The organism is Pseudomonas sp. MF6755 (genome assembly GCF_016405635.1).
GTDB classification, from domain to species: domain Bacteria; phylum Pseudomonadota; class Gammaproteobacteria; order Pseudomonadales; family Pseudomonadaceae; genus Aquipseudomonas; species Aquipseudomonas haemolytica.
This window is the reverse complement of the sequence record NZ_JAEKDA010000001.1, coordinates 390,099-416,128: the sequence shown is the minus strand read 5'-3', so window position 1 is coordinate 416,128 and position 26,030 is coordinate 390,099. Positions and strand designations below refer to the sequence as shown.

Here is a 26,030-nt window from a genome sequence, read left to right as displayed (position 1 = left end):
CCCCCTCCCACAGTTTGATTGCATTCCAATTTAGATCATGGGCTGTAGTAACCCACCGCCACCATGAAATGGCCGGCCTTGCGCAGGTACGCGTGTTTGTTCTCGACCTTGCCAGTCACCGGGTTTTTCCAGCGGTATTTGTATTCGCCCTGGTCCTGCTCGGCCATCAGCTTGAGGATCGGCTCGCCCACCGGTTTGCCGTCCGGGTCCTTGATCTTGCCGAAGTCGGTGTTGACCAATCGCAGGTTGGTGCCGTGGGCCACATAGCGATGGGTATCCAGGTCGACCACAAACACATAAAGGTCATCCTGCAGGAAACCGCCCTGCAAGGCGTTGATCGCTTTCAGCGTGGCGGTTTCATCCTTCATCAGCGCGTCCACCGCCTTGTTGCGCAGAGCCCGGGCCTGTTCCGGCGTGGCCCGTGGCAGGTAATAACCCACCGCCAGGATGCGTTGGCCCACTCGCTGATAAAACACATGCTTGTGCTCGACCTTGCCGTCATTCCAGTTCTGCCAGCGATAGTCGGCCTGCTGGATACCCTGGCCTTCGGGCACGCTGAGCGCTTGTTTGAACGAGGCTTGCAGGTCTGGCCCGAGCACCTCGGACACATCGCGACCGATCAGCGCGGAGGAGGGGCCGCCACTGGCGAGCAGCACGCCCTGGGTATCGACCACGAACACGTAGCGGTCCTGGTCGATGAATTCACCCTGGCGACTGAAGGCCGCAAGGGCCTTGTCGCCTTGCTTGTGGTAGTACGCCAAGGCCTTTTCCAGCAGGGCCTTGGCGGCTTGCGCGTCTGCTTCCTGAGCGCTTTGGGCATGCACCTGGCTGCCCCATAACAACAGCAGCAGCCAGGTGAGTCGGAGCAGTGTGTTCATGTACCCGTCCCTCGATCTTGTTGATGTGACAAGAGCGTAGACGGTCATCGCGCAATCAGAAGGGTTTAGTCGGCAGGTACTTGCCGTCCAGGGTGATGACTGCACGGGAGCCGCCGTCCGGGTCTTCGACTTTCTTGATGTCCAGCTTGAAATTGATGGCACTGATGATGCCGTCGCCGAATTGCTCATGCACCAGGGCCTTGAGGGTAGAACCGTAGACCTGCAGCATTTCGTAGAAACGGTACAGGGTCGGGTCGGTCGGTACACCGCTTGGGAAGCTACCGCGCAGCGGCACGCTTTGCAGCAGGCGGCTGGCGTCCTGGTCGAGGCCGAGTTTGTCGCACACGATGTCGGCCGCGTCCTTGGGTAGCGGGTGCTGGCCGAGCAGGGCAGCGGTGACGAAAGCCAGGCTCAGCCCGGTGCCGTCGGTGAGGTCCTGCCACGACAGGTTCTTGCGCGCCTTGAGGTCGATAACGGTGTCGGCCAGGGCCAGGCGTGGGGTTTGGGCGAATTGGGATTGCAACATGGTGATGTCCTCTTGGTTTAAGTCAGGTTCAGGCGGCGTGGGCGCAGGTGGCCGGATGGTCGAGCAGGGAGACGAAGCGCCCAGTGCGCCCGTCCAACGCGTCGATGCCGCCGGTTTCGATGTCGTATACCCAGCCGTGCAGGTTCATCCGGCCTTGTTCCATGGCCAGGGCGACGCTGGGGTGGGTCTTGAGATTGGCCAGTTGGGCGACCACGTTTTCGCGCACCAATGCATCCAGGCGTGCAGCGTCCGAGACGTGCTGGCGCGAAGCGTTGATCACCTTGGCCGACTCGGCATGGCGCAACCAGTTGGCAACGGCCGGCAAGTGGTCCAGGCATTTGCAGGTGGAAATCGCGGTCATTGCACCGCAGTCCGAATGCCCGCAGATCACAATGTCGCTGACGCCGAGTACTGCCACTGCATATTCAACCGTAGCCGACACGCCGCCCGGCTCTGGGCCGTAGGACGGCACGATGTTGCCGGCATTGCGAATGACGAACAGATCGCCGGGTTCCTGCTGGGTCAAAAGCTCCGGGACTACGCGGCTGTCGGAGCAGGACACGAACAAGGTGCCGGGGTTTTGCGTGGTTGCCAGGTGTTTGAACAGGTCGCTGCGTTGGGTAAAGGCTTCATTTTGAAATTTGCGAAAGCCGTCGATGAGATGCTGCATGGTGGTTCTCCTTGCGTCGCTGATGGGGCAAGGATGGAAGTTTTCGGCTATAGCGTCCAAGACCGGTTTATTATGCTTTCTATAAGTCATGCCTATAGTTGGAGCGTTGTCGATGCTGTTGCGTCATATCCGTTATTTGCTGGCCGTTGCCGAACATCGCAATTTCACCCGTGCCGCCGAAGCGCTGCATGTGTCGCAGCCGACCTTGTCGCAACAGATCAAGCAACTTGAAGAAACCCTGGGCGCGCCACTGCTCGACCGTTCCGGGCGCAGCATCAGCCTGACCGATGCGGGGCAAGCCTACGTGCGTTTTGCCCGGCTGGCCTTGCAGGACCTACAGGCCGGCACCCGCGCCATGCACGATGTGCAAGACCTCAGCCGCGGGCATTTGCGCCTGGCCATGACGCCGACCTTTACCGCCTACCTGATCGGCCCACTGCTGGCACGGTTCAATGCGCTGTACCCGGGCATCACCCTCAGCGTCGAGGAGTTGACCCAGGACCGTATCGAAGCGGCGCTGGGCGAAGACCTGCTGGATATTGGCATCGGGTTTACCGGCGAACACGGGCCGGATATCGAGTGTGAGGCGTTGTTTGTCGAAGAACTGAGTGTGGTCGTAGGTGCAGCACATCCCGAATTGAATCGCCTGGACTGGCTCGAGCAACCGCTGGTGCTGCTGAACACGGGCTTCGCCACCCGCCGCTACATCGATGATTACTGCCGTCAGCAAGGGGTGAAACCGCGCATCGCGATGGAGGCCAATTCCATCAGCGCGATTATCGAGATCGTACGCAGCACGCCATTGGCAACGATCCTGCCGCGAGCACTGGCCCAGGCCCAGGCGGGCCTGCACGCCGTGGCTATCGACCCACCGCTGCCGCAGCGTACTGCGGCATTGTTGAGTCGTAAGGGCGCTTATCGAAGTGCGGCGTGTGCGGCGTTTGTTGAGCTGATCAAGGCTTAGGTATCTACCCGATTATCATCCGGCCCGGCCTCGTTCATGGCGCCGCCAGCCACTGGCTGACAATCCCCGCATACCCACCGGTCGCCACACTCAAGTGCAACCACTGATCCACATAACTCTTCCAGGCCACATCATCGCGAGGCAACAGAAAGGCTTTTTCACTGTACTGCATCGGCTGCTCCGGATTAACCGCACACAACCCCGGCTTGAGCTTCTGCTGGTAGCGCGCCTCGCTGGCGTCGGTGATCATCACATCGGCCTTACCCGCCAGTAACTCGTCGAAAATCGTCACATTGTCATGCAGGCGAATCTGCGCCTGGGCCAGATGGGCGCGTGCAAACACTTCATTGGTACCGCCTGCCGGCTCGATCACCCGCACCTGGGGCTGGTTGATCTGTTCGACCGTCTGGTAGCGCTGCACATCGGCGCAGCGCACCAGCGGGATCTTGCCGTCGACCCCGAGGGATTGGCTGAAGAAGGCTTTTTTCTGCCGCTCCAAAGACACGGAAATACCGCCCACGGCGATATCACAGCGTTGGGCGAGGAAGTCCGGCATCAGGGTTTTCCAGGTGGTGGGTACCCAGTTGACCTTGGCGTTGAGGCTCTTTGCCAGCGACTCGGCCATGGCGATGTCGATGCCTTCATAGCGGCCGTCTGCGCGCAGGGAGGTGTAGGGCTTGTAGTCGCCGGTGGTGCAAACGGTGAGGGTGCCGCGCTGGATCACATCGTCAAGGCGTGATGGGGTCGTGTCGGCCTGGGCGATGCTTGCCAGGCTTGCCAGTACACAGAGGGCCAGAGGAGCTTTCATGCGGTCGAGTCCTTGGGGCACGGTCGGGGGCGTTCATTATTTCCAGCGCCGGGCAGTGTGGCAAGGCGCTGAATGTTTAGCCGAACGGTAACCAAACTCCGTCAAGCCTGGATTTAATCGCGTATCCAGGCGTGTGACGCTCAGATGTCTCTATCACTGTGATTCGCGCATGCACGGTTACCCCGATACCCACACCGCGACATTGCCGTCAGCGCTTGCGTTCTGGGCCTTGTTCCATTGCCGACACGCACGCCCGCCAGATACCTCTCTCCTACGTTGATCTATTCCATGGATGGCGCGTCTGCGCGCATCTGCCTGACCCAAACGTATGAGAAATCCCCATGAGTATTTTTGCCAGCCTGCACGAAGCCCAGATGTTCCTTGAGCAGAACCCCGATATCGACATGTTCGAGCTGTTTATTCTCGATAACAACGGCGTACCGCGCGGCAAGTTGCTGCACCGCGACGAGCTGCTGGCGGTATACGAAAGTGGTCGGCCACTGCCCAGCACCATCCTCGGCCTGAGTATCAATGGTGATGACGTAGAAAACTCCGGGCTGGTGTGGGAAGTAGGCGATATCGACTGCCGTGCCTACCCGATCAGCGGCAGCTTGCAGCGCATGCCCTGGCGCTTGATCCCAACCGCTGCGGTGCAAGTCAGCATGCACCCCACCGAAGGTTTACCCGCCACTGTAGCCGACCCCCGGCATTTGCTGGCCAAGGTCATCGATGGGCTCAAGGCCGACGGTTATTACCCGGTGATGGCGGCGGAACTTGAGTTCTACCTGCTCGACCAGAAACCCGACAGCAACGGCCGCCCACAACCGGCGCGGGATGCGGACGGCAATCGCCCACGCTCGACCCAGGTCTACGGCCTGCGCGAACTGGAGCAGATCGAGCCGTTTCTCGCCGACCTCTATAGCGCCTGCAAGCTGCAAGGGATCCCGGCGCGCACGGCCATCTCCGAATACGCCCCGGGCCAGGTGGAAATCACCCTCGAACATCGCACTGACGCCTTGCAGGCGATGGACGAAGCCGTGCGCTATAAACGGCTGGTCAAGGGCGTGGCCCACAAGCATGGGATGACTGCCTGTTTCATGGCCAAGCCGTTCGACGACCTGGCCGGCACCGGCATGCATATGCACGTCAGCCTGGCCGATGCCCAAGGCAATAATCTGTTCGCCAGCGAGGCTGGCGACGGCACGCCGCTGTTGCGCCAGGCAGTGGGCGGTATGCTCAGCACCTTACTTGATTCATTGCTGATGTTTTGCCCCAACGCCAACTCCTATCGGCGTTTCCAGGCCAACAGCTACGCGCCCCTGGCCGCCACCTGGGGCGTCGACAACCGCACCGTCAGCCTGCGCGTGCCAGGTGGCCCGGCCAACTCCCGGCATATCGAGCATCGTATCTGCGGCGCCGACGCCAACCCCTACCTGGCGGCTGCCGCAATCCTTGCCGGCATCCATCGAGGCATCCGCGAAAAACGCGACCCCGGCGCCCCGGTGGAAGGCAACGGCTACGCCCAGGCCAAGGAGTTGCTGCCTACCGACTGGCTGACCACCCTGCGCGCACTTGAAGGCTCAAGCTGGGCACGGGATGCGTTCGGCAGTGAATTCCTCGGCGTGTACCTGGCGGTCAAACGCGAGGAATACCGCCAGTTCATGGGCGAGGTCGGCGAGCAGGATTGGCGTTGGTACCTGCATCAGGCGTGACCGATTTTACGGTGGTGGGGCTTTCGACCTTTTTTTCACGTTGCACTGGTTAAGCTGCTGATCAAGGTCGTTCACTACCGTTTTACTCACATGAGCCCGTGATGTCGCCACAACCCCCATCCTCCATCGAGATCGAATTCACTGAGCGCTGTGACCGTGAGCATGCCAGGGTCTGCGGTGATCCGCGTCCGCCCAGGCTGTTGCAGCGCCTGGCCGCGTGGCGGGATGCGCGGCTGGTGCGTCATGCACTGAAGGTGGCAGGGGAGCCAGGGCTCATCCTTGACCTGGCGTGTGGTTCGGGGCGGTTCTGGCCGGTGTTGGCCGAGCACGTCAACCGGGTGATCCTGGCCTCGGACAATTCCCAGGCCATGCTCGACCACGCTCGCACTCATCATCCGGGAACGCTGCTCAAGCGTGTCAAAACGTTCCAGGGCTCGGCGTTTTCCATTGGCCTTTCGGCGAATGCGGTGGACTGCATTTTCTGCCTGGAATTGTTTCGTCATGTGCCCGGCAGCGATGTGCGATTAATGTTGTTGCGCGAGTTTCATCGCGTCAGCCGCGACACGGTGATCGTTTCCGTGAATGCAGGTACACCGGTAGAGGACGAGTTTCGTCAAGCGGGTTTCAAAATCCTGAATTACCAGGAGTTCCTGCCGGGCTCCTCGCTGTGGTGTGTCTACGTTCTGCGTAAGAGAGGATAAATTCCATTCGTCGGAATATTCCTCATCTCCTGTCAGGCTTTTCATGATGGTATGTGCACTGCGGATGCTCGCAAGTCCCTTTCGCGATATATACTGCGCGCCATTCTTCAAGGGAGAGCCGTGTGGCCATCGATATTCACTGGATCTGCGACAACGATAGCCTCGGCCAGCATTGCGCCGAATGGCAGCAGTTGCCATTCGTCGCCCTCGACACCGAATTCATGCGGGTCGACACCTTTTATCCTATTGCCGGGCTGATCCAGATTGGTGATGGCGTACGCGCTTACCTGATCGACCCCCTGACCATCGACAATTGGCAACCCTTGGCCGCCTTGCTGGAAAACCCGGCAGTGATCAAGGTAGTGCACGCCTGCAGCGAAGACCTGGAAGTACTGTTGCGCCTGACCGGCAGCCTGCCGGTGCCATTGTTCGACACCCAATTGGCCGCGGCTTACCTCAACCTCGGTTTCTCCATGGGTTACTCGCGCCTGGTGCAAGCCGTGCTGGATATCGAGTTGCCCAAGGGCGAAACCCGCTCGGACTGGCTACAGCGGCCACTCTCCGAGACGCAAATAAGCTATGCCGCCGAAGACGCGGTGCACCTGGCTGAGGTTTACACCCGGCTTCGCCCGCAATTGTCAGACGACAAATACGCCTGGGTGCTTGAAGACGGTGCGGAGCTTGTTGCCAACCTGCGACGCGAAGTCGACCCCTACGAGGTGTACCGCGACGCCAAGCTCGCATGGAAACTGTCCCGTGCCCAACTCGCCGTGCTGCGCGAGCTGTGCGCCTGGCGCGAGCAGCAGGCTCGTGCCCGTGACCTGCCGCGCAATCGCATCATTCGCGAACATTCGTTGTGGCCGTTGGCCAAATCCCAGCCGGATAACCTGGCGGCCCTGGGCAAGATCGAAGACATGCACCCGCGTACCGTGCGCCAGGATGGGCAGTTCCTGCTGGACCTGATCAAGCGTACCGGCAGCGTGCCGATGGACCAATGGCCTCCCGCTGTTGCCGAACCCTTGCCGGTAGATGCCGCCGCGCTGATCAAGCAACTGCGCGCCCTGGGCCAGACGTTCGCCGAGCGCCTGGACATGGCGCCGGAACTGATGCTGCGCAAGAAAACCCTCGAAGCCCTGGTCAAAAGCGGCTACCCCGATGGGCCTTACCAATTGCCAGACTCGCTGCGTGGCTGGCGCCGCGAGTTGATGGGCCAGGCGCTGCTCGACAGCCTGGCCAATGCCGGAGAACAGCCTTGAAACGTATTTGCTCGATCTATCGCAGCAAGAAAAAAGACGGCATGTACCTCTACGTGCTCAAAAGCGACGCCCTGGAGCGCGTGCCTGAACCCTTGATGGAGGCCTTCGGCAAGGCGCATCACGCGTTCGACATGGTGCTGACGCCGGAGCGCAAACTGTCGCGCGAAGACATCGCGGTAGTGCTGGAAAACCTCGACAAGCAGGGCTACCACCTGCAAATGCCGCCGGCCGAGGATGAGTACATCGAGCACTTGCCCGAAGAGCTGCTGCGCCGCAACGACCCGATGTGATCGATCAGTGCCCGCATCAGGGCACAGGCTTGAATGGAATCGTATTAGAGGACGGTGGCCGTAAGGATGCGGGCGGCCGTCTGCACTGTTTTTTCAAAGGTTTGAACCATGCGTGTTCTGATTGCTGAACAGGATCACCCGCTCTACGCCCAATTGCTCAAGGAAGCGGCCCCAGACCTTGAAGTACTGACCAGCGGCGATTCGGCCGAACTCTCGCGCCTGGCCGCCGATTGCCCGGTATGGCTGGGCCAGCCCGATCTGTTGGCGACCCTGTTGCGCCAGGGCCATCACCCGCAATGGCTGCAATCGACCTGGGCCGGCATCACGCCGCTGCTGGCCGATGGCTTGCCCCGCGATTACCGCCTGACCCGCGCCGTCGGCATTTTTGGTCAAGTCATGGCCGAGTTCGTCCTCACCTACATGCTTGGCCACGAGCGTGAAGTGCTGGCGCGGTTGGTCAGCCAGGTCGAGCGCAAGTGGGACAACCGCATGGGCCAGAGCCTGGCGGGGCGCAAAGTGCTGATCGTCGGCACCGGCGATATTGGCCAGAGCGTGGCCGACTTCCTCGTGCCGTTTGGCGTCACGCTGTACGGCATCGCCCGCGTAGCCCGGGAACAAGCGCCGTTTCTCGAAGTGGCCGAACTCGACCAGTTGGGCCGTTTGGTGGGCGAGGTGGATTACGTGATCAACCTGTTGCCCAACACGCCGGACACCCACGACCTGTACGACGCTGCGCTGTTCAAGCAATTCAAGCCGACCGCGTTGTTTATCAACGTCGGGCGCGGCGTGGCGGTGGTGGACGCCGATCTGGTCGAAGCCCTGAAAGAAGGGCACCTGGCAGGTGCGGTGATCGACGTGTGCCGCCAGGAGCCGCTGCCGCAGCGCCACCCGTTCTGGACGGCCTGGGGTTTGCTGTTGACCGGCCACAGCTCGGCGCCGACTTCGCCATCGATGATGGTGGCGTTGTTTGTGCAGAACGTGCGGGCGTATCAGGCCAAGCAAGCGTTGCGCGGTGAAGTGGATTTCGAGCGCGGGTACTGATCCTGGGCCATGCATAAATCTAAAATGTGGGAGGGGGCAAGCCCCCTCCCACATTGGATTTGCGCAGGGCTTACAGGCTGAAGTCACCTTCGGACACCAGCTCACTCAACGGCCGGCGTGGGCTCGGCGCTTCACGGCCTTGCAGATATTCCGGCAAGCTCGACTTGTCGCCCAGCTTGCCCACGGCCACAGCCGCATGCAGCGCATAACCCTGTGGAATCTTCAGCTCCTTGCGGGTCAGCTCCTGGTCAAACCCGGCCATGCCGTGGGTGTGCCAGCCGCTGAGGCTGGCTTGCAACGCCAGGTGGCCCCAGGCAGAACCGGTGTCGAAGGTATGCCACAGTGCCGGAGTTTCTTCCGTGGCGCCTGGCGCCGTGAAGTCGGTTTTCGAGGCGATGATCACCAAGGCCGACGCGTGTTGCGCCCAGCCGCGGTTGAATTCATTCAGCAAGCCCAGGAAGCGCTCCCAATCCGGCGTGTCCCGGCGTGCATAGAGAAACCGCCACGGCTGCGAATTGTAGGCCGAGGGCGCCCAGCGTGCGGCCTCGAAGAAACTCAGCAGGGTCTCTTGCGGGATGCTTTCGCCGGTAAAAGCGCGGGGCGACCAGCGCTCGGTGAACTGAGTGTGGATCGGGTAATCGGCAACGCGTGGGTTATCGCTCATGGGCAGATCCTGATGAAGAAACCGGGACTCAAAGCTACTGCGCCGCCCCCCAGCCTGACAAGCCTTGCAACACCGTCAGTCGTAAGCGCTTGGCCGTAACGGGCTTGGGCACTAGACTGGCGGCCTTTTCACCTTCCGATACTGATGTAGAGCCATGGCCGCCAAAGTCGAACCTTTCTGGATACGCAAAACCCTTGAGCACCTCGACCAGGAGGAGTGGGAGTCGTTGTGCGACGGCTGTGGCCTGTGCTGCCTGCAAAAGCTTGAGGATGAGGACGACAACAGCGTCTATTACACGCGCATCGCTTGCAAACTGCTCGACCTGAAAACCTGCCAGTGCACCGACTACCCCAACCGCCGGGCCTCGGTGCCGGACTGTATCCAGCTCACCCCGGGCCAGGCCGATCAATTCAAATGGCTGCCACCGACCTGCGGCTACCGCCTGGTCAGCGAGCGCAAGGATTTGCCGCTCTGGCACCACCTGGTCTGCGGCGACCGTGACGCAGTACACCACGAACGCATTTCCCAGTCCGGGCGCATGCTCAGCGAAGGCAGCGTGCCCGAGGACGACTGGGAGGATTACCTGATCTTCCGCGCAGGCTGAACAAAGGAGTGTGTATGAAGGTGGCAGCCAAGTTGGCAGCGGGCCTGATAGTACTGGCGCTGAGCGGGCCGGGCTGGTGCGCGAAAAAAGTCGACCTGGATTATCACGTCAAGCTGCTCCCTCAGAGCGACCAGGCCGAGGTGCGCGTCAGCCTGTCCCAAGGCTCGGCGGTGCGCAGCCTGGACTTCGACCTGGGCCGCGACGGTGACTACAGCGACTTCAAGGCCGACGGCCAATGGCAGGTCACGGGCAGCCGTGGCCTGTGGCATCCCAGCGCCGACAAAGCCAGCCTGACCTACCGGGTGCGCTTGTCCCATGCACGCAAGCCTGGCGTTTATGATGCGCGTATCACCCCTGGCTGGGCGTTACTGCGCGGTGAAGACCTGGTGCCGGCTGCGCGCCTTGACCAGCAAGATGGCATTGAATTGGTCTCGCGCCTGATGTTTGAGCTGCCCACCGGCTGGAAGAGCGTCGAGACGGCCTGGCCACGCATTGGCAAGCATAAATTCCGTATCGACAACGTATCCCGCCTGTTCGACCGGCCCACCGGCTGGATGCTTGCCGGAAACCTGGGCAGCCGCCGCCTGCGCCTGGGTGAAACCGAAGTCACCGTGGCCTCGCCCAAGGGGCAGGGCATGCGTCGCATGGATGTGCTGACCCTGCTGACATTCGTCTGGCCCCAAGTGGAAGCCGCGTTCCCGCGCCACCCCGCCAAATTGTTGATCGTCGGTGCCGGTGACCCGATGCGCCGCGGCGTCTATTCATCGCGCGATTCGATCTACATCAACAGCCGCACGCCACTGGTCAGCGAAAATGGCAGCAGCCCGTTGCTCCGCGAAGTGGTGCAGGCTATCGGGCGCTTTAACGACCACGACAGCAGTGACTGGATCAGCGAGGGTTTGGGGGAGTATTACGCGATTGAACTGGTGCGGCGTGCCGGTGGCCTCACCGATGAGCGCTATGCGGCGATCCAGGCACGGCTGGCCAAGGAGAGCAAGGCGGTCACCACCCTCAGGGGCGAGCAAATCGGTGCTGCGGGCATGGCGCGGGCGGTGCTGGTGTTGCAGGACCTGGACCGTGAGATCCGCGTGAAGACCCACAACAAGCGTTCCCTGGATGATCTGGCGCAGGCGGTGATGCGGGCGAACAGCATTAGTACCAAGGAGTTCGTGCAGTTGGCCGAGAGTGTGATCGGGGAGTCTTCAGTTGTTCTGGACAGCAAACTACTGCGGTGATCCCAAGCCATGTGCAGTTCAAAATGTGGGAGGGGGCTTGCCCCCGATGGCGGTGGGTCAGCAAAAAGTATGCTGCTGACACTCTGCTATCGGGGGCAAGCCCCCTCCCACATTTGAATCTCCAACATGTCCAAGACTTAGGTCAGGCGTTGGGTTTTACAGCCTTTTCAGCCGCGATCTCGGCCTTGGTCTTCAAGTTCTTCAACTCTTCCCCAGCTCGCTCGATCTTCGTGCGCACGCTGTTCATTTCCTGGCGGCCTTGTTCCAGCTTGTCCTTGAGCGAGCTGTGCCCGGTAAAGCCACGGGCCAGTGCCACGCCGCCAATCGCCACCTGGATCAAGCCGAAAATTCCGCCGCGGCGCAGGCCTTTGCCGACCATCATCACACCACCGGCCACGGAACCGATGCGTTCCCAGCCGTGCACGTTTTGGGTCGGTTGAGTCTTCAAGGGCGTCGCTTCGATGATAGGTCGCAAGGTTTTGCTGTCGCTCATGATCTGTCTCCAACAAGGGCAAGTGTTACTAGCTGACTGCGCGCAGGTGCCGGATGTTCCCGGAAAATCAGTACTTGGGGCCCGAACGGGTGTTGTTGCCCTTGGCCAGGCGGTCGTAGAGCACCACGTTGACGGTGGCCGCCAGGTTCATGCAGCCGGTGGTGGGGATGTACACCACGTCTTCGCACCAGTCGCGGATCTCTTTGTCCAGGGAGCCGTCTTCGGGGCCGAAGATATACAGCGCGCGGTCGGGGTGGGTGTATTCCGGCAGGGGCCGGGCGCCTTCCACCAATTCCACGGCAACCGGGATGCAGCCCAGGGGCAGGATCTTTTTCAGGTCGTCGATACCGATCAGCGGAATGTCGTGGTGGACCTTCTTGGTGTCGGTAATGAAATCCCGGGCGCGCTCGTAACGCACGCCGGTGTAGAACACCGAGGCCACGCCGTAGCAGCCGGCAGCACGCATCACGGAGCCGACGTTTTCGGGGGATTTGGGGTTATACAGACCGATGCAGCTGTAGCGTTTATTGCCCACGGGAGTGCCTTTAAAAAGGCAGCAGTATAGCGGCAAGCTTCAAGCTGCAAGTAAAAGCGGTATGGCTTTTTCTTGTAGCTTGCTGCTTGAAACTTGAAGCTGCGTAATTCAGCTGTCTTTCTTCATCAACCCCGCCAACGCCGCAAACGGGTTGTGCGTAGCCTTGGCAATGCTCGGGCTGCTGGTGGAGCCTTCGCCGAAGTACTGCTGGTCGGTGTAGCGCGAGTGTTCGTTGTCATGGCAATACAGGCACAGCAACTCCCAGTTGGAGCCGTCCTGGGGGTTGTCATCATGATTGTGGTTGCGGTGGTGTACGGTCAGTTCGCTCAGGCGCTTGCCGGCGAACTCACGGGCGCAGCGGCCGCACACGTGGGGGTACATCTTCAAGGCTTTGTCGCGGTAGCCCATTTCCCGGTCGCGCTGGGCATCGGCGAGGATACGGTCGAGCTTGGCGGTGTGGGAGGGCGGGTTGGTCGAGCTCATCATGGCTCCTGGCTATTTGGTGGTTCACGGATAAGGTGGATTCTAGCCGCTTGCGCGGTAAATGACCGCTAGGATTGCTGCACTGACTGATAAGGATTTTAAATACATGCGTCTGCATTCATGGACTATCGGGCTTGTGCTCTGTGTTGTCACCGCGCAGGCCCAGGCGTTTTCGACGCCACAACCTGGGCAGGTGATCGAGGTTGCCCTGGAACAATTGCACCCTACCCAGGCCGTGGTGGGCTTCGACCAGATCTACTACAGCCTGGGGCTGTTCGCCGATAAGTCCGCCAAGGCTTTCGACGAATACTGCGAAACCAACGGCCAGGGTGAGGCCGACCAGGTGCCCAAGAACGCCGAGCTGCTGCGGCCTGCCAGCTTCACCTGCAAGCACCCGGTCGGCACTTATCCCGAGGAGATGAAGACCGTGGTGGTCGGCCCCGGCGGCCAGCTTTACCTGACCGATGGTCATCACAGTTTCACCACCCTGTGGGAAACACCCGGCGCCGGCCCGCGCTTGAAAATGTGGGTCAAGGTCACCGACGATTTCAGCAGCAGCCCGAACCTCGCCACCTTCTGGCAGCGCATGGAGGCCGCCCGCAAAGTCTGGCTCAAGGACAACCAGGGCCAGACCCTGCCACCGGAGCAACTGCCGGCGCACCTGGGCTTCAAGAGCCTGCAGGACGATACCTTCCGCAGCCTGGTGTATTTCACCCGCAAGGCCGCCTATGGCAAGCCGACCGAGGGTGCGATTGCACCGGAATTCCTGGAGTTCTATTGGGGAAACTGGCTGCGCACGCAGATCGACCTGGGTGCTTTCAACCTGAACAAGAAGGGGGGCTATAAGGATGCCATCGAGGCCGTGGCCAAGCGTATGGTCGGCCTGGCGCCGGGGTCACAGGTTGGCGATAGCGGTTTCACTGCCCGGCAACTGGGCGGTATGACTCAGCTGGATCGTAATGAGCTGGAAAAGACCCTCGATAAAAAAGTGCCGTACGTGATCGATTACCGCAAATCCAGAGACTGAAGCAGTACCAAATGTGGGAGGGAGCAAGCCCCCTCCCACATTTGACCTGCGGCGCCTGGCCTGGCGTGACTCAGCTCTTGACCTTCTCGGCAATCCAGATGGTATGCCGAGTGCCCTTGTTGCCATGGGCAAACACTTGGACTTCCTCGGCCTTGAAGCCGGCCTTGCGCAGTTTGTCGCTGAACAGTTTATCGGCACTGGCAGACCACACGGCCAATACGCCCTTGGGCCGCAGGGCCTTGGCGCAGGCTGCCAGGCCACCGGCGGAGTACAGCCAGCTGTTGGCCTTTTGCGTAAGACCCTCGGGGCCGTTGTCGACGTCGAGCATGATCGCGTCGAAGCCCTGTGGCTCGGCCTGCAGTACCTTGGCCACGTCTTCCTGGCGGATCACCGTGCGCGGGTCCAGCAGCGGGCGTCCGGACTTTTCTCCCAGCGGCCCACGGTTCCATTCCACAACGCCGGGTACCAATTCCGCCACCACCACTTCGGCGCTTTTGCCCAGATGCTTGAGCGCCGCGGCCAAGGTAAAACCCATGCCCAAGCCGCCGATCAGTACGCGTGAACCCGGGCGACCTGCCACCTTGCGGCAGGGAATTTCCGCCAGGGCGTCTTCGGAGCCGTGCATGCGTGTGTTCATCAACTGGCCGCCGTCACCGCCCTGGATCTTGATGACGAAATCTTCGCCGTACTCGAACAGGCACAAGGCACCGCCGTTGTCGGGGATCGGAGTGGTGTCCAGCAGAACGAAACGTTTCATGGAAATCTCATTGGGAAGGGCATTCTTGCGCGGTTGGGAGTAGCCTTACGACATTCCGGTCAGGCCATGGAGCCATCGATGAAGTGCAGCATTCTAACGGTCATTGTGTTGAGCGCGCTCGCATTGGGTACGGCGCAGGCTCAGGAGTTGCAAACCGTACCGGTCGCGCCAGCACCCACTCCCGGCGCGCCGGGCACTCCGACCCCGACGTTGTACCCCCAAGTCAGCCCGCCAACCACGCCGAAGACAAACGGCTCACCGCCGTTGGCGCCCATCGTGTTGCCGGCACCGCCCAAGGACCAGACAGTCCCTGGCCTGCAGCAGAACGACAGCAAGCCGAAGACACCCGGCGGTTAATACAGTCGATTCAGCAACTGCCCGTGCGCAGTGGGTTAGAGCAAGGCGAGCGCCTTGAACACAAACGCGTATTCGAGCGCTACGTCACGTAATCCCTGGTAACGACCGCTCATGCCGCCATGGCCGGCACCCAGCTCAGTCTTGAGCAGCAGCAGGTTATCGGAGGTTGAGGTGTCACGCAGCTTCGCCACCCACTTGGCTGCTTCCCAGTACTGCACGCGGCTGTCGTTGTAGCCGGCAATCACCAGCATGGCCGGGTAGGCCTGGGCGCTGACGTTTTCGTACGGCGCGTAGGCCTTGATGCGCGCATACACCTCGGGCTCCTCGGGGTTGCCCCATTCGTCGTACTCGGTGATGGTCAGGGGCAGTTCCGGGTCGAGCATGGTGTTGAGCACATCGACGAACGGCACTTCGGCAATCGCCGCCTGGAACAATTCCGGGCGCTGGTTGAGCACGGCGCCGATCAACAGGCCGCCGGCACTGCCGCCGCTGATCGCCAGTTGCTTGGAGGTGGTCAGGCCTTGGGCGATCAGGTGTTCGGCGCAGGCGATAAAGTCGCTGAAGGTGTTCTGCTTGTGTTCCTGCTTGCCGTTGCGGTACCAGGCTTCGCCCAACTCACCGCCGCCGCGCACATGGGCGATGGCAAACGCTACCCCACGGTCCAGCAAGCTCAAGCGTGCGTGGGAGAACCACGGGTCGAGGCTCTGGCCGTAGGCACCGTAGCCATACAGGTACAGCGGCGTCGGCTGGCCGAGCTGGTTACGCTTGACCACCAGGCTGATGGGCACCTGGGTGCCATCGGCGGAGGTGGCCCACAGGCGTTGGCTGACGTAGTCATCGGCGTTGAATGTGCCGAGTACCGGGGTTTCCTTGAGCACGACTTGGGCGCCGCTCGCCAGTTCGAGCTGACGTACCTGGGCCGGGCGGTTCAAGGCTTCATAGCGCAGGCGGATCTTGTCGCTGGGAAACTCCAGGCTGTTTTGTACGTAGAGGCTGTAGGCAGCGTCAGGCAATTCCACGCGATAGGCTGGCACGTTCTCGGGGTGCACCTCGATGACCGGCAGGCCGCCGATGCGCAGGCTCAACGTCATGGCGCTGGAATTGAGGCTTACGCCGTCGAGCATGACCTCGTCGCTGTGGGGGATCAGGTTCTGCCAGTCGGCTTCGGTGGGCGTCGTGCCGGTGTCGGTGGCGACGTACAGCGCGTAGTTGATCCCATCGCGGTTGCTGCGAATAAACCAGGTCCACTCGCCATTACGCTTGCCATGGTCGACATCGTATTCATGGTCTTCGACCCGCGCCGCCAGGCAGGTAAAGGCCAGGTGCGGCTGCTCGGCGTCCAGCGCCCAGATTTCGCTGGTGGTCTTGCTGCCCAGGGCCAGCAGCAGTTGGCGCTCGGAGCTTGAGCGGTAGCAATGCAGGAAGAAACGGCCGTCGGGCTCGTGGAACACTTCCTGCGCCGCCGTGCCATCCAGGCGATAGCGATACAGCTTGTGCGGGCGATGGGTGTCGTCCAGCTCACCGAAGAACAGGGTCAGGCTGTCATTGGCCCAGGTCATGCTGCCGTCGCAGTTCTCGAATGCCAGTTCGCTGACCTTGCCGTTGGCCAATTCCTTCACGAACAGGGTGTAGATCTCTTCGCCGCTGGTGTCGAGGCTGTAGGCCAGGCGCTGATGGTCGGGGCTGATGCTGAACGCACCCAGAGAGAAAAAGCCGCCATTGGCCAATACGTTCGGGTCCAGCAGCAGTTCTTCGCTGCTGTCGTCCACCTGGTTACTGTCATCGGCCGAGCGTCGGCAGCGGTAGTGGCGTGCGTATTCGTCACCGGCGGTGGTGCGCGTGTAGTACAGGTACGGGCCCCAAGGGGAGGGCAGGGACAGATCGGTTTCGAGGATGCGGCCCTTGATCTCTTCGAACAGGGTCTCGCGCAGCGCCTGCTGATCGGCCAATTGGGCTTCCTGCCAGGCGTTTTCGGCCTTGAGGTAGTCGAGCACCTCAGGGGTGTCCCGCGCTTGCAGCCAGGCGTACGGGTCTTGGCCTGGGGCCTTGCGGGCAATCGGGGCGGTCGATGACGTCATGGATCACTCTCTGTCTGGCGGAAGGTGGCAGGCATTGCAGCCGCGACACGCAAAAGCCGTTATCATAGCCGCCTGTTTGCCTACCTTGCCATGGACACCATGACCGAGAACGACTATCTGACCGCTTGGGGCCTTTACGCCTTCGCCGCTTTGGGCTGCCTGTTGGTGTGGTGGCGCATGACCCGATGGATCTGGCGCTGGCTGCGCGAGCCGCTGCAATTGCTGATGGCAGTGCTGTTGCTGAGCCCGACCATCGTCGACCCGGTCAAGACCCAATTTGCGCCGGCCGTGGCGATTACCGCCCTGGACCTGGTGCTCAAGGTCGGCAACAACGCCTGGCGGGCGATTTCCGATCTGTTCATGTACACCATGATCGTGTTTGCCCTGTACATCGTGTTTGTGCTGATCCGCTGGCCCATCGAGCGTGCCGCCAATGCCCGCCGTGAGCGCAAGGCCGCTGCGGATGCTGCCTTGGCCGCCGAGCCGGACGATGATGAGCCGTTCCGTCGCCCTGCGCCTGTCGGCGGTATGCGGGTCGAACCGCGCCTTTAACGTTGTCCGCCCTGCAGCGAGAGCCCTGGCATGTGTGAATTATTGGGCATGAGTGCCAACGTCCCCACCGATATCGTGTTCAGCTTTACCGGGCTGATGCAGCGCGGCGGGCGCACCGGCCCACACCGCGACGGTTGGGGCATCGCCTTCTACGAAGGCCGTGGCCTGCGCCTGTTCCAGGACCCGGCCGCGAGCAGCGAGTCGGAAGTCGCGTTGCTGGTACAGCGTTATCCCATCAAGAGTGAAGTGGTAATCGGCCATATCCGCCAGGCTAACGTCGGCAAGGTGAGCCTGGCCAATACCCATCCGTTCGTGCGCGAGCTGTGGGGCCGTAACTGGTGTTTTGCCCACAACGGCCAACTGGCGGACTTCAACCCACGCGCCACGTTCTACCGCCCTGTGGGTGATACCGACAGCGAAGCGGCCTTCTGCGACCTGCTCAACCGTGTGCGTGAAGCCTTCCCCGAGCCGGTGGATATCGAGCAAGTGCTGCCGGACCTGATCGCCGCCTGCGCCGAATACCGCAGCAAAGGTGTGTTCAACTGCCTGCTCAGCGACGGTGACTGGCTGTTCTGCTACTGCTCGACCAAACTGGCGCAGATTACCCGGCGTGCACCCTTTGGCCCGGCGCGCTTGAAAGATGTCGACGTGATCGTCGATTTCCAGGCCGAAACCACCCCCAATGATGTGGTGACGGTGATCGCCACCGAGCCCTTGACCGACAACGAAAACTGGACCCGCTACGAACCGGGCCAATGGAGCCTGTGGCGACGCGGTGAATGCGTCAGCCAGGGCGTTACCGAGTAAGGATATCGACCATGTTGCTTAGCTATCTGCGGTTGGTGCTGTTTGCCATTGGCTTGTTGGTCGGCGTGCAAGTGCCGGGGTTTGTCAACGACTACGCCAAGCGCGTCGAGGCCCACCTGATCGAGGCCCAGACAGGCCTGCGCGGCTTTGAATCCACGGCGCAGCAGTTCTTCAACGGTGACTTGCAGGCGCTGGTCGCCCACTACCGCGCCAGTGACGATCCGGTATTCCAGAGCGACGCCAGCAGCCTGGGCGCAATGCTTGACCGCCAGGTGGCATTGGACAAGCAATTCCAGGCCATGCAAGGCCCTTGGTACATCCGCGTCCTGCAAGTGGCGGTGGCCGCCGACCCGGATATCCGCCTGGAGACCTGGAATGGCTACAGCTACCAGATCTTGCTTACACCGGAGGCCATGGGCTGGGGCCTGGGCGGGGCGATGCTGCTGTCGTTCGGCATCGAATGCCTGTTCCGCCTGATCGACTGGGTGGTGTTGGGCGGCAGACGCTTGCGCCAGAGCCGGCCGATTGAAGAGCGCGACCTTAAAGGTCTCTAACGCCCAACTCGGTCAAATGTGGGAGGGGGCTTGCTCCCGATAGCAGGGTGTCAGCCAGCCTATTTTTAGCTGACCCACCGCTATCGGGAGCAAGTCGAATCGTCGCACCGCCCCTCCCACATTTGGATTGTGTTTCTTCAAAGGCTCAGCAGCATCCGTTCTTCGCCGACTTCCTCGGCATACCTGGCCACCACCTTCTGGCACAACCCGACAATCTCCTCCACCAACTCCACCCCCACGCGCCACGACACCACCACTTGCAAGTTCGGCAGGCGCTGCGCCATTGGCAGCATCACCAACTCTCCCCGCGCCAGTTCTTCGCTGACCAGCACCGGCGGCAGCGCGCCAATGCCGAAGCCGTCGCGCAGCAACCGGGTGATCGCCGACACCGAGTTCACACAGTTCATCCGTGGCGCGGCCACGCCGTTGGCCTGCATCAGGCTGATCACGTCCTGATGGGGGTGGGAGTTTTTCGAGTAGGTGATGATGCGCTCCTGGGCCAGCTCAGCGAGGGAGGCGTAGTCGCGGTTATAGATCGATTGGCTGGCGACGATCCAGGCCATGGGGTGGCTGGCCAGTTCCAGGCTGCGTACGGTTTCCAGGCGCAGCAGGTCGGTTTGCAGGATCAGGTCGAGGAAGCCTTTTTGCAGTTGATCGCTGAGGTTCAGCGCGGTATCGGCGACCAACTCGATTTCCACCAGAGGGAAATGGTCCATCAATTCGGCGACCAGCGGGCTTAGCCATGTATGGATCACCGTGTCCATCGCGCCGATCCGAATGCGCCCGACCTTGCTGCTGGTGGTCTCCAGGGACTGCTTCAAGCCCTGCATGGTCACCATCATCTGTTCGGCATAATCGAGCACCTTCAAGCCTTCCGGGGTCAGGCTTACGCCACGGGAGTCACGCAGGAACAGCTTCACCCCCAACTCGCTTTCCAGCACCGCGATGCGGCTGGAGATCGAGGCCTGGGTGGTGAACAGCTTCTCGGCGGTCAGGCGAAAGCTCTTGAGCTTGGCCACCCAGACGAAGGTTTCGAGGAACTTCAAATTCATGGGATCAACTTTTTCTTATGCATGGATCGGTTTTTATTAGTTGGACGTCGCACCGGGCAAACGCCAAAAATCGAGCTGTTCCACGATAAGCGTCGTAGGGGTGCCAGGACAAGTTGCGAGTTCTGTGTAATAAATCCCACACTACAAAAAAACAAAGCCTACAGGAGCGACCACCGTGAGCCGCCTGCTTTTGAACTGTGACATCGGCGAAAGCTTTGGTAACTGGACCATGGGTCTGGACGCCGAAGTCATGCCGTTCATTGATTGCGCCAACGTGGCCTGCGGCTTCCATGCCGGCGACCCCAGTATCATGCGCAAGACCGTCAGCCTGGCGTTCAAACATGGCGTGCAAGTGGGCGCCCACCCGGCCTACCAGGATCTGCAGGGCTTCGGTCGGCGTTCCATGCACTACACGCCGCAGGAAATCCAGGACCTGTTGCACTACCAGATCGGCGCGCTGGAAGGCATCTGTCGTGCTCAGGGCGGTCGCGTCAGGTACGTGAAGCCCCACGGTGCGATGTACAACGACATGATGGCCAACCCCGCGCAGTTGCGTGCGGTGGTCCAGGCCGTGGCGGCCTATGGCGACCTGCCACTGATGCTGCTGGCCACCCGCGACAACAGCGCGGCCCAGGCATTGGGCGACGAATATGGCGTGACCCTGTGGTTCGAAGCCTTCGCCGACCGTGCCTATGACACCAAGGGCCATCTGGTTTCCCGCCAGTTGCCGGGTGCGGTGCACCACGACTGCGAGACTATCGTCCAGCAGGCACTGACCATTTCCCGTGGCGAGCCGCTGGTCGCCAGTGACGGCAGCGCGCTGGTGTTGCAGGCCAATACCTTATGCGTGCATGGCGACAATGCCAGTTCGGTCGCCGCGGTGCAGCGTATTCGCCAAGCGCTGAAGACAGCATGAAGCCACGGATCGAAGTGGTGGCCATCGACTGCCTGATGGTGCGCCTGTTTGACGTGATTGCCGAAGCCAACATGCCGTGGATGCTCGCCGCCACCCAGCGCCTGCGCAGCGGGTTCGGCGCAGCGTTAGTGGACATGGTGCCGTCCTATACCACCTTGATGGTGCATTACGATCTCACTGCGTTGACCCCGGCCCAGGCCCGGGAATTGATCGATCACGCCCTAACTGACCTGCAGCCCCAGGCCCAGGGCAGTGGCCAGTGCCATGTGCTGCCGGTGTGGTACGACCTGAGTGTCGGCCCGGAATTGGCCTTGCTGTCCCAGCGTAGCGGGCTGGCTGTGGAGGAAGTGATCCGTCGCCACAGCGCCCACCCATACCAGGTGTTTGCTCTGGGCTTTGCTCCGGGCTTTGCCTTTATGGGGCTGGTGGACGAAGCCCTCGCCACGCCGCGCCTCAACACGCCGCGCAAACGCGTGGCGGCCGGCAGCGTCGGCATTGCCGAACGGCAAACCGCTGCTTACCCGGTGGTGTCCCCGGGCGGCTGGAACCTGATCGGCCGCACCCCAGCCAAACTGTTCGACCGTGAGCGCGACGGCTACAGCCTGATGCAGCCCGGCGATACGGTGCGCTTCGAGCCGGTTGGCCACGCCGAATTTATCAACCTGGATGGTGATGACACGCCGTTGGAGGCGCAGGCATGAGCCGCTTGACCATCGAGGCCAGCACGCCGCTGTGCCTGTTGCAGGACGCCGGGCGTTTTGGCGTGCGCCACCTCGGCGTGACCCAGGGCGGCGCGTTGGATTGGGTGTCGATGTCCTGGGCCAACTGGCTGCTGGGCAATGCCCTGGATGCGCCGGTAGTGGAAATCACCCTGGGCGGCTTTACTGTGCTGGCCGAGGACTATTGCCTGTTGGCCTTGGCCGGTGCGGACCTGGGTGCGTATATCGATGAGCGCGCCATCAGCCCCGGGCGCAGTTTTATCCTGCAAAAGGGCCAGCGCCTGCGCTTTACCCAACCGTTCAGTGGTGCACGGGCTTATCTGGCCGCGCCTGGCGGGTTTGACGCGCCGGCGGTGCTCGGCAGTTGTGCCACGGTGGTGCGTGAAGAGTTGGGCGGCGTAGACGGTTTCGGCAAGGCATTGGCTGAAGGCGAGCGGTTGGCCTATTCCGGCACGGGCGGCGCGATGAAAGTGCTGGCTGACCCGGATTTGCAATCTGCTGCACCGCTGGACGTGATCATCGGTGCGCAGATCGGCCAGTTCAGCGGGCAGAGTTTATTCGACGCCTTCAACACCGAGTGGGCTCTGGACAGTCGCGCTGATCGCATGGGCATGCGCTTACTGGGCACGCCGTTGCAGTACCAGGGGCCGTCGTTGATTTCGGAAGGCATTCCGTTGGGCGCAATCCAGGTGCCGCCGGACGGGCAGCCGATTGTGTTGCTCAATGACCGGCAGACCATCGGTGGTTATCCACGTTTGGGTGCGTTGACGCCGTTGGCGCTGGCGCGCCTGGCGCAGTGTTTGCCGGGGGAGAAAGTCAGATTGGCGCCGGTAGTGCAAGAGACGGCGCATCGGCAGCACATCAAGCTTTTGCAGCGGTTTGCCGATCGCTAAAAAGCATCGCAGGCAAGCCCGCTTCCACAGAGGAGTGCATTCCAACTTTGAAATGCAGTCAAAATGTGGGAGCTGGCTTGCCTGCGATGAGGCCGGCCAGGACACCGCCTATTTCGAGAGAAAGCGCATGCCTTCTTCCAACCCGCGCAACGTCAGCGGATACATCTGATCCTCTACCAGCTCGCGCACAATCCCCGTCGACGCCGTATACCCCCAAGTGTCCTTGGGATACGGGTTAATCCAGATCAGCTTCTTGTACTTGGCCATGAAGCGCTGCATCCACACATAGCCAGGCTCTTCGTTCCAATGCTCGACGCTGCCGCCGGCCTGGGTGATTTCGTAGGGTGCCATGGCCGCATCGCCGATAAAAATCACTTTGTAGTCGGCGCCGTATTTGTGCAGCAGGTCCTGGGTGGAGGTGCGTTCCGAGGTGCGACGCTGGTTGTTCTTCCACACCGACTCGTACACGAAGTTATGGAAGTAGAAATACTCCAGGTGCTTGAACTCGGTCTTGCACGCTGAGAACAGCTCTTCGCAGATCTTCACATGGGCGTCCATCGAGCCGCCGATATCGAACAGCAACAACAACTTGATGGTGTTGCGGCGCTCGGGGCGCATCTGGATATTCAGCAACCCGGCATCGCGGGCGGTGTGGTCGATGGTGCCGTCGATATCCAGCTCTTCGGCCGCACCCTGGCGCGCGAACTTGCGCAGGCGACGCAGAGCGATCTTGATATTGCGCGTGCCCAGTTCCACTTGGTCGTCGAGGTTCTTGTACTCGCGTTGGTCCCAGACTTTCACTGCCTTGCCCTGGCGCTTACCGGCATCACCCACACGGATGCCTTCCGGGTTGTAGCCGCCGGAACCAAACGGGCTGGTGCCACCGGTGCCGATCCACTTGTTGCCGCCGGCATGACGTTCTTTCTGTTCTTCCAGGCGTTTCTTGAATTCCTCGATCAACTTGTCGAGGCCGCCGAGGGATTGGATCTGCGCACGTTCTTCATCGCTCAGGGAGCGTTCGAATTCCTTGCGCAACCAGTCTTCGGGGATCAGCGCCTGCAAGTGGTCGTCGAGCTTTTCCAGGCCGTTGAAATAGGCACCGAAGGCGCGGTCGAACTTGTCGAAATGCCGCTCGTCCTTGACCAGAATCGCCCTGGCCAAGTAGTAGAACTCGTCCATGTCGGCGAAGGTCACGCGCTGTTTCAACGCATTGATCAGGTCGAGCAGTTCGCGCACCGACACCGGCACCTTGGCTGCACGCATTTCATTGAACAGGTTGAGCAACATTATCGATTACCGCGACGGCTCATGAATGCCAGACGTTCCAGCAGTTGCACGTCTTGCTCGTTCTTCACCAAGGCCCCGGCCAACGGTGGGATGGCCTTGGTCGGGTCGCGTTCGCGCAACACCGCTTCGCCGATATTGTCGGCCATCAGCAGCTTGAGCCAGTCGACGAGCTCGGAGGTGGAAGGCTTTTTCTTCAGGCCCGGCACTTTGCGCACGTCGAAGAATACATCCAGCGCTTCGCTGACCAGGTCCTTCTTGATGTCCGGGTAGTGCACATCCACGATTTTTTGCAGGGTAGGGCGGTCGGGGAAGGCGATGTAGTGGAAGAAGCAGCGACGCAGGAACGCGTCCGGCAGCTCTTTTTCGTTGTTGGAGGTAATGATGATGATCGGGCGTTTCTTGGCCTTGATGGTCTCGTCGATTTCGTAGACGTAGAACTCCATCTTGTCGAGCTCTTGCAACAGGTCGTTGGGGAACTCGATGTCGGCCTTGTCGATTTCATCGATCAGCAGGATGACCCGCTCTTCGGACTCGAAGGCTTCCCAGAGCTTGCCCTTTTTCAGGTAGTTGCGCACATCGTGGACCTTGTCCACACCCAGCTGCGAGTCGCGCAAGCGGCTGACCGCATCGTACTCGTACAGGCCCTGATGCGCCTTGGTGGTGGACTTGATGTGCCAGGTGATCAGCCGGGCGCCGAAGGATTCGGCCAGTTGCTCGGCGAGCATGGTCTTGCCGGTGCCCGGTTCGCCCTTGACCAGCAGCGGCCGCTCCAGGGTGATGGCGGCGTTGACGGCCAGTTTCAGGTCATCGGTAGCCACATAGGCCTGGGTGCCTTCGAACTTCATCGGTCATTCCTCGAATTCATCAATGTCCGGACTATACCGCGCAGCCCCGGCGACTGTGAACGCAGACGGGTTATTCAGTCTCTGAATGGCCGGTCACTTCCCGTTGACCAGTGCAGTACATGTGGGAGCAAGCCCCCTCCCACATTTTTTAATCTGCGCTGGGCTTGGGTTGTTCGTACCTTGCATTAAAGGCCTGGATGAAGCCATTGCGCAGAATCGCCAAAAACGCGGAGAACGCGCTGATATCTTGCTGATGCACACTGCCACTGAGTTCCACGCGGGTCGCAAACTGGTTTTTGTTCTGGTTTTTCAGCACGGTCTCGCTGGCACCGACCACCGCTTCCCAGATCGAGCGGAAGATATTTTTATCTTTATTTTCAACGTCCTGCTGCCAGTCGAAGACTTCCACGTCACGCAGCAGCGGTTTGATGTAACCGCGCAATTGGCCTTTTTCAGCCTGGGCTTCGATCACCACATCGCCGGTGCCGGCCTTGAAGTCGAACTTGCCATAGGCAGAGGCGAAATCATTCATGCGTTTGAGCTGCAAGTCTTTGGCACGGAAGCGGAATTCGAAGTCCTCGAAATTGCTCAGCGGATCAAAGGTCGCGGTGGCCTCCAGCGGTGCCTGCCCCTGCAGCAGGGCTTTGCCTTCAAAGCTGGCGTCGCGCTTGCCTTTGACATCGACCACGTTGGTCAGGTTGTAGAGGCTGGCGTTGACGGAGGTCGCCTTGATATTGACCGGCGGCTTGGAGCTGAAGTTGTGGAACGCGATCTTGCCGTCCTGGATACGTACTTCGTTCAGGGTGATCGGCAGCAGCTTGCTCAACTGGGCCCGCCAGTCGGTGCCCTTACCAGTCTGGGAGGCCTGTTTGTTGGCGCCGCCGTCGACGAAGTTCAGTTCGGGCTGGATGAATTGCACCTCGGCCACCACCGCATGGTCGTACCACAGCGAGTGCCAGCTTACCGACAGGTCGATCAGCGGCGCCTTGACGAACGGTACCGGCACTTTGCCGTCCACCTTGACGATCTGCAGGCCATTGATCTTATAGGCGCCGCGCCACAGGGCCAGGTCCACGTCCGTGACTTGGCCACGGTAGTCGCCCATGTCGGCGAGCTTGTCATTGAGGTAGTTACGCACCAGGTAGGGCAGGGCCAGATCCAGGGCAACCAGCAGCACCACCAGCCCGGCGATGGTCCATAACGGCCAACTGTAACGACGTTTCATGGGGCAGTCCTCCTTGCTTGTAGGAAATTGACTGTTCTGATGAACGCAACGTTCCACTGTCTGGACGCCTAGGAGTACGAGGCATACCCTTGGGGCCTTTC

30 protein-coding genes are annotated in these 26,030 nt (G+C 61.0%); 16 read left to right on the top strand and 14 right to left on the bottom strand.

All coding sequences use genetic code 11. The features are described from left to right. Positions 1 to 35: 35 nt before the first annotated feature. Genes JFT66_RS01945 through JFT66_RS01935 form a run of 3 tightly spaced genes read right to left on the bottom strand, consistent with a single transcriptional unit; the run spans position 36 to position 2,074 of the window. Positions 36 to 878 carry a cache domain-containing protein gene (locus JFT66_RS01945; protein WP_198858651.1) on the bottom strand — a complete coding sequence of 281 codons (843 nt, stop codon included), beginning with the start codon at positions 876 to 878 and terminating at the stop codon, positions 36 to 38. Between the two features lie 55 nt (positions 879 to 933). Continuing rightward, positions 934 to 1,404: a cyanase gene (gene cynS, locus JFT66_RS01940; RefSeq protein ID WP_034118652.1), complete on the bottom strand. Its 471-nt coding sequence runs from the start codon at positions 1,402 to 1,404 to the stop codon at positions 934 to 936. 28 nt (positions 1,405 to 1,432) lie between these two features. Further along, a complete protein-coding gene (locus JFT66_RS01935) occupies positions 1,433 to 2,074 on the bottom strand; it encodes a carbonic anhydrase (RefSeq protein ID WP_034118653.1) in 642 nt (213 codons plus the stop codon). A gap of 112 nt (positions 2,075 to 2,186) precedes the next feature. Between JFT66_RS01935 and cynR the strand changes: the two genes are divergently transcribed. Beyond that, positions 2,187 to 3,038, top strand: coding sequence for a transcriptional regulator CynR (gene cynR, locus JFT66_RS01930; RefSeq protein ID WP_034118654.1), 852 nt, complete (start codon positions 2,187 to 2,189; stop codon positions 3,036 to 3,038). Positions 3,039 to 3,072: 34 nt separating this feature from the next. Here cynR and JFT66_RS01925 read toward each other — a convergent pair whose 3' ends face one another. Then, positions 3,073 to 3,846, bottom strand: a complete 774-nt coding sequence (locus tag JFT66_RS01925; RefSeq protein WP_153837715.1) for a transporter substrate-binding domain-containing protein — start codon at positions 3,844 to 3,846, stop codon at positions 3,073 to 3,075. A 341-nt stretch (positions 3,847 to 4,187) separates the two neighbouring features. On the opposite strand from JFT66_RS01925, the gene JFT66_RS01920 reads away from it, so the two are divergent. From JFT66_RS01920 to JFT66_RS01900, 5 genes are all read left to right on the top strand, one after another. Further along, on the top strand, positions 4,188 to 5,558 hold the full coding sequence (locus tag JFT66_RS01920) for a glutamine synthetase family protein (protein WP_198858650.1): 1,371 nt from the start codon (positions 4,188 to 4,190) through the stop codon (positions 5,556 to 5,558). A 101-nt stretch (positions 5,559 to 5,659) separates the two neighbouring features. Beyond that, positions 5,660 to 6,259, top strand: a complete 600-nt coding sequence (locus JFT66_RS01915) for a class I SAM-dependent methyltransferase (protein WP_198858649.1) — start codon at positions 5,660 to 5,662, stop codon at positions 6,257 to 6,259. 122 nt (positions 6,260 to 6,381) lie between these two features. After that, positions 6,382 to 7,515: a ribonuclease D gene (gene rnd, locus JFT66_RS01910; protein ID WP_034118658.1), complete on the top strand. Its 1,134-nt coding sequence runs from the start codon at positions 6,382 to 6,384 to the stop codon at positions 7,513 to 7,515. After that, a complete protein-coding gene (locus JFT66_RS01905) occupies positions 7,512 to 7,805 on the top strand; it encodes a YcgL domain-containing protein (RefSeq protein ID WP_003189597.1) in 294 nt (97 codons plus the stop codon). The genes rnd and JFT66_RS01905 overlap by 4 nt, the downstream gene beginning before the upstream one ends. 108 nt (positions 7,806 to 7,913) lie before the next feature. After that, positions 7,914 to 8,846, top strand: a complete 933-nt coding sequence (locus tag JFT66_RS01900) for a D-2-hydroxyacid dehydrogenase (RefSeq protein WP_198858648.1) — start codon at positions 7,914 to 7,916, stop codon at positions 8,844 to 8,846. A gap of 70 nt (positions 8,847 to 8,916) precedes the next feature. Here the strand turns inward: JFT66_RS01900 and JFT66_RS01895 are convergent, their stop codons facing one another. Then, a complete protein-coding gene (locus JFT66_RS01895; RefSeq protein WP_153837727.1) occupies positions 8,917 to 9,510 on the bottom strand; it encodes a nitroreductase family protein in 594 nt (197 codons plus the stop codon). A 154-nt stretch (positions 9,511 to 9,664) separates the two neighbouring features. On the opposite strand from JFT66_RS01895, the gene JFT66_RS01890 reads away from it, so the two are divergent. Together JFT66_RS01890 and JFT66_RS01885 are read left to right on the top strand one after the other, a co-directional pair. Next, positions 9,665 to 10,114: a YcgN family cysteine cluster protein gene (locus tag JFT66_RS01890; RefSeq protein ID WP_003172524.1), complete on the top strand. Its 450-nt coding sequence runs from the start codon at positions 9,665 to 9,667 to the stop codon at positions 10,112 to 10,114. 14 nt (positions 10,115 to 10,128) lie between these two features. After that, positions 10,129 to 11,349: a hypothetical protein gene (locus tag JFT66_RS01885; protein ID WP_034118661.1), complete on the top strand. Its 1,221-nt coding sequence runs from the start codon at positions 10,129 to 10,131 to the stop codon at positions 11,347 to 11,349. Between the two features lie 142 nt (positions 11,350 to 11,491). On the opposite strand, the gene JFT66_RS01880 is transcribed toward JFT66_RS01885, so the two are convergent. The 3 genes from JFT66_RS01880 to JFT66_RS01870 form a co-directional block, all read right to left on the bottom strand. Beyond that, positions 11,492 to 11,842, bottom strand: a complete 351-nt coding sequence (locus JFT66_RS01880; protein ID WP_153870466.1) for a YgaP family membrane protein — start codon at positions 11,840 to 11,842, stop codon at positions 11,492 to 11,494. Positions 11,843 to 11,909: 67 nt separating this feature from the next. Further along, entirely contained in the window at positions 11,910 to 12,377 is a 468-nt protein-coding gene (locus tag JFT66_RS01875) for an RNA methyltransferase (protein WP_003189607.1), read from the bottom strand. Positions 12,378 to 12,485: 108 nt separating this feature from the next. Beyond that, positions 12,486 to 12,860, bottom strand: coding sequence for a YajD family HNH nuclease (locus JFT66_RS01870; protein WP_034118663.1), 375 nt, complete (start codon positions 12,858 to 12,860; stop codon positions 12,486 to 12,488). Between the two features lie 106 nt (positions 12,861 to 12,966). Between JFT66_RS01870 and JFT66_RS01865 the strand changes: the two genes are divergently transcribed. Further along, positions 12,967 to 13,887 carry a ParB/Srx family N-terminal domain-containing protein gene (locus JFT66_RS01865; RefSeq protein WP_198858647.1) on the top strand — a complete coding sequence of 307 codons (921 nt, stop codon included), beginning with the start codon at positions 12,967 to 12,969 and terminating at the stop codon, positions 13,885 to 13,887. A gap of 70 nt (positions 13,888 to 13,957) precedes the next feature. Here JFT66_RS01865 and JFT66_RS01860 read toward each other — a convergent pair whose 3' ends face one another. Further along, on the bottom strand, positions 13,958 to 14,644 hold the full coding sequence (locus JFT66_RS01860) for a spermidine synthase (RefSeq protein WP_034118665.1): 687 nt from the start codon (positions 14,642 to 14,644) through the stop codon (positions 13,958 to 13,960). A 78-nt stretch (positions 14,645 to 14,722) separates the two neighbouring features. Between JFT66_RS01860 and JFT66_RS01855 the strand changes: the two genes are divergently transcribed. Then, entirely contained in the window at positions 14,723 to 15,001 is a 279-nt protein-coding gene (locus tag JFT66_RS01855) for a hypothetical protein (RefSeq protein WP_034118666.1), read from the top strand. Between the two features lie 35 nt (positions 15,002 to 15,036). Here JFT66_RS01855 and JFT66_RS01850 read toward each other — a convergent pair whose 3' ends face one another. Then, complete coding sequence (locus tag JFT66_RS01850) at positions 15,037 to 17,079, bottom strand: S9 family peptidase (protein ID WP_198858646.1); 2,043 nt, start codon at positions 17,077 to 17,079, stop codon at positions 15,037 to 15,039. Positions 17,080 to 17,103: 24 nt separating this feature from the next. On the opposite strand from JFT66_RS01850, the gene JFT66_RS01845 reads away from it, so the two are divergent. From JFT66_RS01845 to JFT66_RS01835, 3 genes are read left to right on the top strand one after another with little or no spacing between them, the layout of a single operon-like run. Then, positions 17,104 to 17,631, top strand: coding sequence for a hypothetical protein (locus JFT66_RS01845; RefSeq protein ID WP_034118668.1), 528 nt, complete (start codon positions 17,104 to 17,106; stop codon positions 17,629 to 17,631). Between the two features lie 30 nt (positions 17,632 to 17,661). After that, positions 17,662 to 18,438 carry a class II glutamine amidotransferase gene (locus tag JFT66_RS01840; protein ID WP_003189615.1) on the top strand — a complete coding sequence of 259 codons (777 nt, stop codon included), beginning with the start codon at positions 17,662 to 17,664 and terminating at the stop codon, positions 18,436 to 18,438. A gap of 11 nt (positions 18,439 to 18,449) precedes the next feature. Continuing rightward, the gene (locus JFT66_RS01835) at positions 18,450 to 18,992 is read left to right on the top strand and encodes a DUF2937 family protein (protein WP_153837738.1); all 543 of its coding nucleotides are present in this window, start codon (positions 18,450 to 18,452) and stop codon (positions 18,990 to 18,992) included. Positions 18,993 to 19,129: 137 nt separating this feature from the next. Here the strand turns inward: JFT66_RS01835 and JFT66_RS01830 are convergent, their stop codons facing one another. After that, positions 19,130 to 20,044, bottom strand: a complete 915-nt coding sequence (locus tag JFT66_RS01830; RefSeq protein ID WP_034118670.1) for a LysR family transcriptional regulator — start codon at positions 20,042 to 20,044, stop codon at positions 19,130 to 19,132. A gap of 175 nt (positions 20,045 to 20,219) precedes the next feature. On the opposite strand from JFT66_RS01830, the gene JFT66_RS01825 reads away from it, so the two are divergent. The 3 genes from JFT66_RS01825 to JFT66_RS01815 are packed head-to-tail and all read left to right on the top strand — an operon-like array spanning position 20,220 to position 22,572. After that, the gene (locus JFT66_RS01825) at positions 20,220 to 20,960 is read left to right on the top strand and encodes a 5-oxoprolinase subunit PxpA (RefSeq protein WP_198858645.1); all 741 of its coding nucleotides are present in this window, start codon (positions 20,220 to 20,222) and stop codon (positions 20,958 to 20,960) included. Beyond that, positions 20,957 to 21,661, top strand: a complete 705-nt coding sequence (locus tag JFT66_RS01820; RefSeq protein ID WP_198858644.1) for a 5-oxoprolinase subunit B family protein — start codon at positions 20,957 to 20,959, stop codon at positions 21,659 to 21,661. The genes JFT66_RS01825 and JFT66_RS01820 overlap by 4 nt, the downstream gene beginning before the upstream one ends. Beyond that, the gene (locus JFT66_RS01815) at positions 21,658 to 22,572 is read left to right on the top strand and encodes a biotin-dependent carboxyltransferase family protein (protein WP_198858643.1); all 915 of its coding nucleotides are present in this window, start codon (positions 21,658 to 21,660) and stop codon (positions 22,570 to 22,572) included. The genes JFT66_RS01820 and JFT66_RS01815 overlap by 4 nt, the downstream gene beginning before the upstream one ends. A 108-nt stretch (positions 22,573 to 22,680) precedes the next feature. On the opposite strand, the gene JFT66_RS01810 is transcribed toward JFT66_RS01815, so the two are convergent. The 3 genes from JFT66_RS01810 to JFT66_RS01800 form a co-directional block, all read right to left on the bottom strand. After that, entirely contained in the window at positions 22,681 to 23,859 is a 1,179-nt protein-coding gene (locus JFT66_RS01810; RefSeq protein WP_153870473.1) for a vWA domain-containing protein, read from the bottom strand. Further along, positions 23,859 to 24,704: an AAA family ATPase gene (locus JFT66_RS01805; RefSeq protein WP_034118675.1), complete on the bottom strand. Its 846-nt coding sequence runs from the start codon at positions 24,702 to 24,704 to the stop codon at positions 23,859 to 23,861. Before JFT66_RS01805 ends, JFT66_RS01810 begins: the two co-directional genes overlap by 1 nt. A gap of 148 nt (positions 24,705 to 24,852) precedes the next feature. Further along, positions 24,853 to 25,929, bottom strand: a complete 1,077-nt coding sequence (locus JFT66_RS01800) for a DUF748 domain-containing protein (RefSeq protein ID WP_034118676.1) — start codon at positions 25,927 to 25,929, stop codon at positions 24,853 to 24,855. Positions 25,930 to 26,030 lie beyond the last annotated feature (101 nt).

Excerpts from the sequence above, each read along its gene's own strand:
- JFT66_RS01855 (WP_034118666.1), top strand. The coding sequence starts at position 14,723 with ATGAAGTGCAGCATTCTAACGGTCATTGTGTTGAGCGCGCTCGCATTG.
- JFT66_RS01805 (WP_034118675.1), bottom strand. The coding sequence starts at position 24,704 with ATGAAGTTCGAAGGCACCCAGGCCTATGTGGCTACCGATGACCTGAAA.
- JFT66_RS01835 (WP_153837738.1), top strand. The coding sequence starts at position 18,450 with ATGTTGCTTAGCTATCTGCGGTTGGTGCTGTTTGCCATTGGCTTGTTG.
- JFT66_RS01890 (WP_003172524.1), top strand. The coding sequence starts at position 9,665 with ATGGCCGCCAAAGTCGAACCTTTCTGGATACGCAAAACCCTTGAGCAC.
- JFT66_RS01920 (WP_198858650.1), top strand. The coding sequence starts at position 4,188 with ATGAGTATTTTTGCCAGCCTGCACGAAGCCCAGATGTTCCTTGAGCAG.
- JFT66_RS01865 (WP_198858647.1), top strand. The coding sequence starts at position 12,967 with ATGCGTCTGCATTCATGGACTATCGGGCTTGTGCTCTGTGTTGTCACC.
- JFT66_RS01895 (WP_153837727.1), bottom strand. The coding sequence starts at position 9,510 with ATGAGCGATAACCCACGCGTTGCCGATTACCCGATCCACACTCAGTTC.
- cynS (WP_034118652.1), bottom strand. The coding sequence starts at position 1,404 with ATGTTGCAATCCCAATTCGCCCAAACCCCACGCCTGGCCCTGGCCGAC.
- JFT66_RS01915 (WP_198858649.1), top strand. The coding sequence starts at position 5,660 with ATGTCGCCACAACCCCCATCCTCCATCGAGATCGAATTCACTGAGCGC.
- JFT66_RS01885 (WP_034118661.1), top strand. The coding sequence starts at position 10,129 with ATGAAGGTGGCAGCCAAGTTGGCAGCGGGCCTGATAGTACTGGCGCTG.
- JFT66_RS01945 (WP_198858651.1), bottom strand. The coding sequence starts at position 878 with ATGAACACACTGCTCCGACTCACCTGGCTGCTGCTGTTGTTATGGGGC.
- JFT66_RS01880 (WP_153870466.1), bottom strand. The coding sequence starts at position 11,842 with ATGAGCGACAGCAAAACCTTGCGACCTATCATCGAAGCGACGCCCTTG.
- JFT66_RS01820 (WP_198858644.1), top strand. The coding sequence starts at position 20,957 with ATGAAGCCACGGATCGAAGTGGTGGCCATCGACTGCCTGATGGTGCGC.
- cynR (WP_034118654.1), top strand. The coding sequence starts at position 2,187 with ATGCTGTTGCGTCATATCCGTTATTTGCTGGCCGTTGCCGAACATCGC.
- JFT66_RS01850 (WP_198858646.1), bottom strand. The coding sequence starts at position 17,079 with ATGACGTCATCGACCGCCCCGATTGCCCGCAAGGCCCCAGGCCAAGAC.
- JFT66_RS01860 (WP_034118665.1), bottom strand. The coding sequence starts at position 14,644 with ATGAAACGTTTCGTTCTGCTGGACACCACTCCGATCCCCGACAACGGC.
- JFT66_RS01840 (WP_003189615.1), top strand. The coding sequence starts at position 17,662 with ATGTGTGAATTATTGGGCATGAGTGCCAACGTCCCCACCGATATCGTG.
- JFT66_RS01810 (WP_153870473.1), bottom strand. The coding sequence starts at position 23,859 with ATGTTGCTCAACCTGTTCAATGAAATGCGTGCAGCCAAGGTGCCGGTG.
- JFT66_RS01925 (WP_153837715.1), bottom strand. The coding sequence starts at position 3,846 with ATGAAAGCTCCTCTGGCCCTCTGTGTACTGGCAAGCCTGGCAAGCATC.
- JFT66_RS01900 (WP_198858648.1), top strand. The coding sequence starts at position 7,914 with ATGCGTGTTCTGATTGCTGAACAGGATCACCCGCTCTACGCCCAATTG.
- JFT66_RS01870 (WP_034118663.1), bottom strand. The coding sequence starts at position 12,860 with ATGAGCTCGACCAACCCGCCCTCCCACACCGCCAAGCTCGACCGTATC.
- JFT66_RS01830 (WP_034118670.1), bottom strand. The coding sequence starts at position 20,044 with ATGAATTTGAAGTTCCTCGAAACCTTCGTCTGGGTGGCCAAGCTCAAG.
- JFT66_RS01800 (WP_034118676.1), bottom strand. The coding sequence starts at position 25,929 with ATGAAACGTCGTTACAGTTGGCCGTTATGGACCATCGCCGGGCTGGTG.
- JFT66_RS01935 (WP_034118653.1), bottom strand. The coding sequence starts at position 2,074 with ATGCAGCATCTCATCGACGGCTTTCGCAAATTTCAAAATGAAGCCTTT.
- JFT66_RS01815 (WP_198858643.1), top strand. The coding sequence starts at position 21,658 with ATGAGCCGCTTGACCATCGAGGCCAGCACGCCGCTGTGCCTGTTGCAG.